Here is a 9682-nt window from a genome sequence, read left to right as displayed (position 1 = left end):
TTTCGATGTTGGAAAACTAAAGAGCCATACAATGAAGCCAAGTATTTAAAAGCATTGAGCGATAGGAATTCCCCATTACTTTTTAAAGAAAAAGCTTGTTAAAGGTCTCAGGGCGTAGAGCGGACATTAGAATCAATAGATTATTGAGCTACCTTCATATTGATAGTCACACCCCATTGCGGTCATTCACATAATTACTTTGGTATGACTACACAGTGCACCTTTGATTATATTTACTATGAGTTTTTTGAGTGATGTAACTAAATGATAAATTTATTATTTGATAAACTTCAATATTTTTACAACACTCGGTAGGACAAGGTAAGAAGTTATCGGCACAATAATGGCCAGTAAGATCATCAGCCTTAGTAACTCACTTTCAGGCAAGTAAGGAACTAACCATTTAGGCAGAAAATAAACCATAGGTAATAAAGATAAATACGTTGCTAGAGCCATGACATGCTTATTAGGTGTATATGAAATCATTTAACTCTCCTTTTAATGAAAAATCATGCCGTAATGATCGTTATTAATATTCATGCATTACGGCATCTAAATCGCTAGTGTAATTTCGAAAGAATTTCTTCAAACAATACTTGCATAAGTTTACCGCCGTTCTCTGAACTCCAGTCTTGTGCTAATTCGGCAATTAACTGGTTTGTCGAGGTAAGGGTCACGCCATGGCTTTCCATTCTTCTTAATGCGGTTTCATCTGCAAGTGTTGTTGGTGAGCCAGAGCCATCAACAACAACTTGTACATTATATCCTTTGCTAATTGCTGTAATTGCTGGATAAACCACACAAACATCGGTCGTGATACCTGCAATGATAATGTTTTTTCGGCCCGCAGCATCAACTGCTGCGGCAAAGTTTTCATCTTTCATGCTGTCAACAACACCACCTCGAAGGACGCGCTTTTCGTAAGCTTCAGGCACTGCTTGAATTAACTCATCAAAAAGTGGACCTTGTGCTTGATCTTCCATGCTAGAGGTTAGAATTAGTGGCATGCCTGTTTCTTTGGCTGCGCGAGCTAAGGCAACGGTATTCTTTTTAATTTCATCTAGTTCTAGTGAGCCAACCCAGCCCATAGTGCCTACTTGATGATCTATAAGTAACATCACTGAGTTTTCCGGTGTAAAAGTTGTAGTATTCATAATTGACCTCTCATTTAAGAAATTTGGCTAATGCCATGTGTATTCAGTTGCTGTATTTTTTGTACACCTGCGATTAAATTGGTTCTGTTGCTATGAACAGATGCGCCGTTGCTAATAATGTCTTGGTTAAGTGGCGCACTTAAAACCAATAAAAATTCTGCATCTTGTGCTGAAGTATTAACAGCCAAAGCCTCAATTCCTTTTTCAAAGATGCCCAGTTCGCCAGCCGATAATTGCACACCTCCTGTATCAATCGAGCCATGGCGAACATAAATAAATGCCGTGGTTTGAGCTTCATGATTTAAATGCTGCCACTTACTTCCAGCGTCAAGATTTACATGAAGATAAGTCATATCTACTGGAGGTTGTGCTGCGCTTTTTTTGCCTTGAAATTGGCCGATAACCACTTTGGTTTTTGAACCTTCGGCTTCAACAATCGGTATGTCTTGCTGTTGTAAAGTTGAATAGGTAACCGACCCCATTTCTTGACCATTTTCAGGTAAAACCACCCAAAGTTGGAATGCATCAGCAACGTGCTTATCGGGATATACCGTCTCTTTATGCAAAACTCCTGCACCCGCCGACATAATCTGCACACCGCCTGCTTTAAGCATACCTGAGTGACCACCTGTATCTTCATGGCCAATATCACCTGTTTGTGGATAGCTTATTGTGGCAACACCAGAGTGCCCATGAAAATCAAACCCTGCTGTACCTTCTACGTGTGGAATATAAAAGTGATCCCATAGAACAAAAGGATTGAGCTCTGCAACATTTGCAGAATTCACAAAACTACTTACTGGACCACGCTTATTGCCGTTTCTGATTTCTTGAATTTGTCTTGTCATCATCTTAATTCCTATATCAATTGCTATTGATAAATATTAATACAAGACCTATTATTTGATTAGATGGCTTATTTGGTTTTTTTAATCCCATATTTAAGGGTAATAGAATGGATCTTAATGATATTAAGGTATTCATTAGTGTTGTAGAGGCTGGTAGTTTTGCTGGAGCAAGTAAAAATTTAAGCATGCCCTCTACTACGGTTAGCCGTAAAGTTGTGCAATTAGAAGCGAGTCTTGGTGTAAAGCTACTACATAGAAGTACGCGGAAACTTTCAATGACCGAAGAAGGACGTCATTATTTTCATTTATGCCAACAACACCTAATTGCTCTTGAAGAAGCTAATGACGCAGTGATGCAGGCACAATCAAAGCCAACAGGAAATATTCGTATCTCATCGCCTTTTGATTTTGCCATGCAATATGCGCAACCTTGGATAACGGAGTTTTTAAAAGAATATCCTGAAATTAGTATTGAGTTAGATACCTCTGATAGTTATGTCAACATGATTGAAAATCGCATTGATGTGGCATTTCGTTCAGGTCAGCTACAAGATTCTTCATTAATAGCAAGAAGAATAGGCCCTAAGCATAGTGTATGTTGTGCGAGTCCAAATTTTTTAGAAACGATAAGTAGAGTAAAGCACCCTGATGACCTTACTGAGTTAAACTGTCTTATCATGGGGAAGTCATTGTCGCAAAACAATTGGCAATTCATAAAAAATAAAAAGCAGTATCAAACAAGAGTTTCAGGAAGGTATACAACTACTAGCATGCATTTAATTATAGATTCCGCTCTTAATGGGCTAGGAATCGCCTATGTGCCGATTGCATTAGTCAAAAACCACCTGGAATCTGGGCGATTGGTGCAGGTTTTGACAGATTATGACACCCCAAAATCGAATATCTTTTTGATTTATCAATCTCATAAATACATGACAAAATCCATTAGGCTTTTTATTGATCATGTTATTGACAAAGTTTCACCTAATGCACCTTGGATGGTTTAAGTCAGGAGGGGAAATAATTAATATCTGCTAAAGCTCAGTTGCCATATAGAAATCAAGTGCCAACAACAGCAATATGCTGTCTGACAAGCGAGCATAAAATCTCGGTGATATTACCCAAAATATGATCATGGTTTCACAAAAGCTAATGTCAGCTATTGGCTATCAGTTGCCCTAAAGAATAAACAGGAGTTAACATCAACAATGCCGACTTTCCTGACTGTAATATTAAATATAATCATAATAAGAAACAGACAGTTCGTGTTTGAATAGATCAGATAAGGCGTCTTTTTTGTTGCAGAAAACTTTATAAAGCATCTAATGAAAACATACCAACAGAATCTACTTTTAGTCAAAGCATCAACAGATAAACAACGTTACCAGCAGGCGTGCCTGAGCGCTTATAAAACTTAGCTTGAGGTCACATTATATTAAAGCCAGTACGCTTCAATGTTGAATTGAAAGTATTGCCAATATTAAGGTTTGTTTGTTCAAATAGATCAGCCGTTAGTGATGATAAGTTTAAGATGTTTGTGGCAGAATTCACTCGATGTCTCTTTTGGCTTTTTACGTTGTCTAGTTAACAAGTATTTACCACATTGAGACATCACTTATTTAAAATCATCGTCTTATTATCATTGTTTTATTATATTTGAATCCCGAAACTTGAGTTGATTTTATACAAAAATGTTTAGTTGTTATTTTAAACTTATCATACGACCTTTTTACGTTGCTCTGCTAATCCCATGGCGAGTATAAAAGGGTTTTCCTTTTGCTGCGCTATAAAATTAGCTTTGCTTTGTAAATTAAGCCAATGATGGCTGATCAAACTCTGCGCTACTGCGCCACCTAAGGTAGCACCTGGGCCCAGAATAATAAGCTTATCGGGCGCAAACTCTTTAATGGCTACCTCTATCGCTTTTGAAAAGTTATAAGGTTCTACCACTTGTGTATTAAGCGTGTAGTTATGTAATTGCTCAACATCGCAACTATAAGGTTGCCACACTTGCCCTAAGCCATCAATTAACGGTATTTCAGGGGCATTAAACAGTTGTGCTGGCAATAGTTCCACCGCCCGCTTTGAAACATCACTTAGCAGCGGTGTATGAAAAGCAGCATGGTTAAATAAATTCATTGGATAACGATCTTGCACCACAGGCAGTAACGCTTCTAACGCTTTCAAACCGGCCTTGTTACCACCAAATACTATATAACCACCTAAATTAATCGAGACATAAACTTCACATTCACTTTGTTGATTTGCTTGTGCTAACCATTGCATAACCTTGTGTTCTTGCTCTCGCTCAATATTCCACTCATCGTTAATGATTGGATATATCATTTGTCCGCCAATCACACCTTTTGTCATCATCGAGCCCATGGTATTAATTAGCTTAATAGCTTGTTTGGGCTTTAATGCGCCAGCAACCGCTAATGCTATATACCAACCCATGGAGTTGCCAGTAACCGCGACAATGTCGAACTCGTCTTTATTAATGGCTTGATAATCTGATAACGCACAAGCATAAATAAGTGCCGAAGCATTTTCACCAGCTGTATGGGTACGCATGCTGTAATTTTCCATACCATCAAGTTCAGAAACTTTCATTTGCCCTTGGCTGTCGCGAAAATCATCAATTAGAGAAACTATTTCGGTTTTATCGCTATGCAAACGCTGTAAATATCCTAGTTCTTCTTTATTGTAGGTACCTCGGCCAGGGCAAATAACTACCGCTCTTTGCTTTTTCTTATTCATGGCTTTTACTGGTGCTTTATCGGTATTTTTTATTGACGAACTCATTGGCAAATCTCCTTCGCAGCATCGACAATATTCTTAACCGATGGTAATACCTCATAGGCTGCAGCGCCTAGAGGAATAAAGCTATCACTGGCGGTAACGCGTTTTATTTTAGGACATTCACTTGTTTTCTCATGAATTAAAGTCACTAGCGCTTCACTAATTGAGCCCGTTTGACGACATTCATCAACAATAAGCACATGCTCACAATCATTCACTTGCGCCAAAATACCTTTTTCATCTAATGGTGCTAACCAACGTAAATCAACAACACGTGCATCAATACCCTGCTCTGCTAATTTTGCTTGTGCTTGGCACGATAAATAATTGCCATTGCCATACGTTAAAATACACAGTTGTTTACCTGAGCCAGCAACCTTAACGCCTAAATCGATACTGCTGTCTGCCAATTCAGGAGGCAGATACTCAAAGGTCCATAAACCATCACCTTCTTGGTGTAGGTCTTTCGCCATGTACAATGCTATTGGCTCTAAAAATATCACCATACGTTGTTGCTCTTGCGCTAAACGCACACTAGCGCGCATCATTTCAACTGCATCGGCACCATTTGACGGACAAGCGATGATTAATCCTGGAATATCGCGAAAAACGGCAAAAGAGTTATCATTATGAAAATGACCACCAAAACCTTTTTGGTAGGCCAAACCCGCAATGCGGATCACCATGGGATTAGTAAATTGCCCATTTGAGAAAAACGGTAATGTCGCCGCTTCGCCACGAATTTGATCTTCAGCGTTGTGCACATAAGCTAAAAATTGAATTTCAGGGATAGGTAAAAAACCGTTGTGCGCCAAACCAATAGCGGTACCTAAAATCGTTTGCTCATCTAACAAGGTATTAATCACCCGGCTTTTGCCAAAACGTTCACATAACTTTGCCGTAACGTTATAAACGCCGCCTTTTTTGCCAATATCTTCACCGCACATAACAATACTGGGATATTCAGCCATCAAGTCCATCAATGCCCAGTTAATCAATTTTGCTAAATGCTGTTTTTTAGGTAGGTTATGTTTCTCATGTTTAAAAATTTCTGCGCGAGTTTTATCGCTAACTAACACCGAGCTTCGTGCTTTAGTAACGTTAGGTATAATGCTTGCCATTACGGCATTAGCACTGGTCAGTTTTTCCTTGCTAGCGGCATTTTCAGCAATAACCTCAATGCGCTTTTCAACGTCTTGATAAATATCGATTAGCTCTTCAGTCGTTAAAATATTGTTTTCTAAGATAATGCGCGCGGTGTGTAATAAAGGATCTTGAAACTCTGTTGCCGTAATGTCAGCCATATCACGGTAAACAAACTCAGCATCAGAGCCCGCATGCCCCAAAATACGCACAGTGCGGATATGTAAAAACACGGGTTTACGCAATTCTCGAGCAATTCGCTCTGCTTCTTTTGCGGTTTTATAGGTATCTAAAATATTTAAGCCATCACAATAGAGGTAAGTTAAGCCGGCTCTATTTTCATAATTAGCGGCGATCCAGCCTTCCGGTGTAGCCGTTGAAATACCAATACCATTATCTTCACAGACAAAAACAATTGGCATAGGTATAGACTGATAAGCTGCCCAAGCTGTGCTGTTAATTGCCCCTTGTGTAGTGGAGTGATTCGATGAAGCATCACCAAAGTTACAAATAATGACGCCATCGTCTGGGATCTCACCTTTATGCGCTAAACGTTTTGCTAACGGAATGCTATATGCAGCGCCCATCGCTTTAGGCAAATGCGACGCTATGGTACTTGTTTGTGGTGGAATAGAGAGCGCTTTACTACCAAGCACTTTATGACGACCGCCAGAGATAGGGTCATCTTTTGATGCAGCAAATGACAATAGCATGTCATATAAAATCGTTTGTCCTGGTACTTGCTTACTTCGCTGAATAACAAACGCACCGCTGCGATAATGCAAAAATGCCATATCTGTCGGACGAAATGCCTTAGCATAAGCAGCATTACCCTCATGACCTGAGCTACCAATAGTATAAAAACTTTGACCTTTTTTCTGCATCACACGTGATTGCAAATCAAGGTGGCGACTCATTACTTGGGTTTCAAATAGATCAATAACTTCAGCTGAACTTAATCCAACATCACTAGGAGTTAAAGCACAAGTTGATTCAGGCAAAGTTTGGGCGCGAACAAAGTTAATAAAGTTTTCTTTCACCAGCTGATTACGATCAGACATGATATCTCCACGGGGAATTATTATTATTATTATTATTATTATGGTTTAAAACTAATGCTATAGGGCTACATAAAGCATCAAAAAAAGCATAAATAAAAGGCGTATCAAATACGCCTTATTCAGTGTTTTAGTAAAATGCTTGTAAACCAGTTTGTGCTCTACCTAGTATCAGGGCATGCACATCATGTGTACCCTCATAAGTATTAACCGCTTCAAGGTTCATCATATGACGAATAATATGAAACTCATCAGCAATACCGTTACCACCGTGCATATCACGAGCCATGCGAGCAATTTCTAATGCTTTACCACATGAATTACGTTTGATCAGCGATATAGCTTCTGGTGCTAATTGATCCGAATCCATTAAACGACCCACTTGTAAGCAAGCTAATAATCCCGTGGTGATATCGGTTTGCATATCGGCTAATTTTTTCTGAATTAACTGTGTTGCCGCCAAAGGACGACCAAATTGTTCACGGTCTAGTGTGTATTGACGAGCACCATGCCAACAAAATTCTGCAGCGCCTAAAGCGCCCCAAGCAATGCCATAGCGTGCTTTGTTCAAACAACCAAATGGGCCTGATAAACCTTTAACATTTGGTAAAATATTATCGCTAGGTACAAAAACATTATCCATAACGATTTCACCGGTAATGGATGCTCGTAATGAAAATTTACCTTCAATTTTTGGTGCACTTAAACCTTCCATGCCTTTTTCTAAAACAAAACCACGAATCACTCCATCAAGTTTGGCCCAAACCACAAAAATATCTGCCACGGGAGAGTTCGTGATCCACATTTTATTACCCGTAATGCGATAACCGCCATCAACCGCAGTAGCATGTGTAGTTAAGCTACCCGGATCTGAGCCTGAATTAGGCTCAGTTAAACCAAAACAACCAATGTATTCACCAGACGCTAGTTTAGGTAAATATTTCATCCGTTGCTCTTCACTACCATAAGCATAGATTGGATGCATAACTAAAGATGATTGCACGCTCATCGCACTGCGATAACCACTATCTACACGCTCAACTTCTCGTGCAACTAAGCCGTAAGTAACATAATTCACGCCTGCACAGCCATATTTTTCAGGTAATGTAGCGCCTAATAAGCCCAGTGCACCTAGTTCGCGCATAATTTCAACATCAAACACTTCATTTCGGTTAGCCATTAATATTCTTGGCATTAGTTTTTCTTGGCAATATTGATGCGCACTGTCACGGATCATTCGCTCCTCTTCAGACAATAAAGATTCCAATAAAAGTGGATCTTGCCATTTAAATGAGGGACGGTTTGCACTGCTTGAATGAGACATGAAATTACCTGTTAAGCTGAGAAATAATTAAGTGCAAAAATAATAAGCAAATACTAGCCAAAGTTAAAACATTATTTTCCTTTAACTGATATAGTTTAAAGCTATACCTAGGTTGGCTAAGTTTATTATGGATTTAAAATCACTCAATTATTTTATTTCAGTCTATGAGTTAAAAAGTTTTAGTGCTGCTGCAAAAGCGTGTTTTATTGCCCAGCCTTCAATATCTGCAGCAATAGCACAACTTGAACAACAACTGAAAGTAAAACTTTTTATTCGCCATGCACGTGGTGTAACGCCTTCAGAGCAAGGTAAAAAACTATTTCCATTGGCCAAACAGCTGTTAGGGCAAGCAGGTGCAATAAAAAACGTTTTTTCAGAAAAAACCCATAAGCAACCTTTTAACTTAGGCGTTACCCGCGGCTTAGGTGTTGAACGTATGAGCTTATTATTAAAAGAATTCACTTCAGCAAACCCTTCTGTCGAACTGACTTTAGTGCCACATACTGAAAATGTTGATGCACGTATTATTCTAAAAGATGAATTACAGGAAAATGAGCAGTATATAGACATGTGGCATGAAGATTATTTACTTGCCGTTCCTTATGACCATATATTTGCCCTTGAAGATACCGTCACAATTCAACAGTTAGATGGCTTACCTTTTATTCAGCGAATGCCTTGCAGTGCTTGGGATCATCTACAAGACACTTTAGCGATCGCCGGTATTAGTCTCGACGTACGAGCAAAAATCACTACCATAGATTATGCACTTGGCTTGGTACATGCTGGTTTAGGCTGCGCATTCTTACCCGCACACAGTGAAATTATTAAACGCAGTGACGTGGTCTTTAGGCCAATAGTCGGCTTACAACTCACACGAGAAATTGTATTGGCATACACAACATCGTCAAAAGCCATCAATAACTTAAAGCGTTTAGCTCATAAACATGCCCATTAGACATTACTGATAACGGAGCATATCCCTCTGTTTTTCTAGATAGCTCATTGAACAGCGCGCCATATAAGCTAAAGTTTTGGGTAACTTTCTAACAAAGTAATGAAAATTTTCCATCTAATCAGCTATGTCTTAACAGACTAAGAATATTAGCATTAGTTAAAACTGATTAAAAAAATCTAACTAAATTAATTTTGATCATCGTCGCTATTGCCACAAAGAAGACATTAGCACTAAAAGGCTAAAGTTAATTTCGGATTAGTTTTTGTATCGATAACGCCCTACTAAGCGGCGATAAATTGTTGGCTAAAATTGCGAGGAACGAAGCTAGCCAACTGTTTAGCGTCCGTCTTGAGTAGCTTGTTAGGCAAATTATTCACCCATATTGATTTTAAAGC

8 protein-coding genes are annotated in these 9682 nt (G+C 39.0%); 2 read left to right on the top strand and 6 right to left on the bottom strand.

Going from position 1 to position 9682, the window contains the following annotated elements; genetic code table 11:
- Positions 1-276 precede the first annotated feature (276 nt).
- From H4J75_RS19150 to H4J75_RS19140, 3 genes are all read right to left on the bottom strand, one after another.
- The gene (locus H4J75_RS19150; protein ID WP_182222988.1) at positions 277-486 is read right to left on the bottom strand and encodes a hypothetical protein; all 210 of its coding nucleotides are present in this window, start codon (positions 484-486) and stop codon (positions 277-279) included.
- Between the two features lie 74 nt (positions 487-560).
- Entirely contained in the window at positions 561-1154 is a 594-nt protein-coding gene (locus tag H4J75_RS19145; protein WP_182222987.1) for an isochorismatase family protein, read from the bottom strand.
- 14 nt (positions 1155-1168) lie between these two features.
- Complete coding sequence (locus tag H4J75_RS19140; RefSeq protein ID WP_220465368.1) at positions 1169-2005, bottom strand: pirin family protein; 837 nt, start codon at positions 2003-2005, stop codon at positions 1169-1171.
- A gap of 104 nt (positions 2006-2109) precedes the next feature.
- On the opposite strand from H4J75_RS19140, the gene H4J75_RS19135 reads away from it, so the two are divergent.
- Entirely contained in the window at positions 2110-3009 is a 900-nt protein-coding gene (locus H4J75_RS19135) for a LysR family transcriptional regulator (protein ID WP_182222986.1), read from the top strand.
- 709 nt (positions 3010-3718) lie between these two features.
- Here the strand turns inward: H4J75_RS19135 and H4J75_RS19130 are convergent.
- From H4J75_RS19130 to H4J75_RS19120, 3 genes are all read right to left on the bottom strand, one after another.
- Positions 3719-4807: an ACP S-malonyltransferase gene (locus tag H4J75_RS19130; RefSeq protein ID WP_182222985.1), complete on the bottom strand. Its 1089-nt coding sequence runs from the start codon at positions 4805-4807 to the stop codon at positions 3719-3721.
- Positions 4804-7008 (bottom strand): alpha-ketoacid dehydrogenase subunit alpha/beta, encoded by a 2205-nt coding sequence (locus H4J75_RS19125; protein ID WP_182216814.1) that lies wholly within the window; start codon positions 7006-7008, stop codon positions 4804-4806. The genes H4J75_RS19130 and H4J75_RS19125 overlap by 4 nt, the downstream gene beginning before the upstream one ends.
- Before the next feature lie 127 nt (positions 7009-7135).
- Positions 7136-8329: an acyl-CoA dehydrogenase gene (locus H4J75_RS19120; protein ID WP_182218685.1), complete on the bottom strand. Its 1194-nt coding sequence runs from the start codon at positions 8327-8329 to the stop codon at positions 7136-7138.
- A 127-nt stretch (positions 8330-8456) separates the two neighbouring features.
- On the opposite strand from H4J75_RS19120, the gene H4J75_RS19115 reads away from it, so the two are divergent.
- Positions 8457-9287, top strand: coding sequence for a LysR family transcriptional regulator (locus H4J75_RS19115; RefSeq protein ID WP_182222984.1), 831 nt, complete (start codon positions 8457-8459; stop codon positions 9285-9287).
- Positions 9288-9682 lie beyond the last annotated feature (395 nt).

This window comes from Colwellia sp. BRX10-1, assembly GCF_014077545.1.
In the GTDB taxonomy this organism is placed as follows: domain Bacteria; phylum Pseudomonadota; class Gammaproteobacteria; order Enterobacterales; family Alteromonadaceae; genus Colwellia_A.
This window is presented reverse-complemented; position numbering and strand designations above follow the sequence as displayed.

Excerpts from the sequence above, each read along its gene's own strand:
- H4J75_RS19150 (WP_182222988.1), bottom strand. The coding sequence starts at position 486 with ATGATTTCATATACACCTAATAAGCATGTCATGGCTCTAGCAACGTAT.
- H4J75_RS19145 (WP_182222987.1), bottom strand. The coding sequence starts at position 1,154 with ATGAATACTACAACTTTTACACCGGAAAACTCAGTGATGTTACTTATA.
- H4J75_RS19140 (WP_220465368.1), bottom strand. The coding sequence starts at position 2,005 with ATGATGACAAGACAAATTCAAGAAATCAGAAACGGCAATAAGCGTGGT.
- H4J75_RS19135 (WP_182222986.1), top strand. The coding sequence starts at position 2,110 with ATGGATCTTAATGATATTAAGGTATTCATTAGTGTTGTAGAGGCTGGT.
- H4J75_RS19130 (WP_182222985.1), bottom strand. The coding sequence starts at position 4,807 with ATGAGTTCGTCAATAAAAAATACCGATAAAGCACCAGTAAAAGCCATG.
- H4J75_RS19125 (WP_182216814.1), bottom strand. The coding sequence starts at position 7,008 with ATGTCTGATCGTAATCAGCTGGTGAAAGAAAACTTTATTAACTTTGTT.
- H4J75_RS19120 (WP_182218685.1), bottom strand. The coding sequence starts at position 8,329 with ATGTCTCATTCAAGCAGTGCAAACCGTCCCTCATTTAAATGGCAAGAT.
- H4J75_RS19115 (WP_182222984.1), top strand. The coding sequence starts at position 8,457 with ATGGATTTAAAATCACTCAATTATTTTATTTCAGTCTATGAGTTAAAA.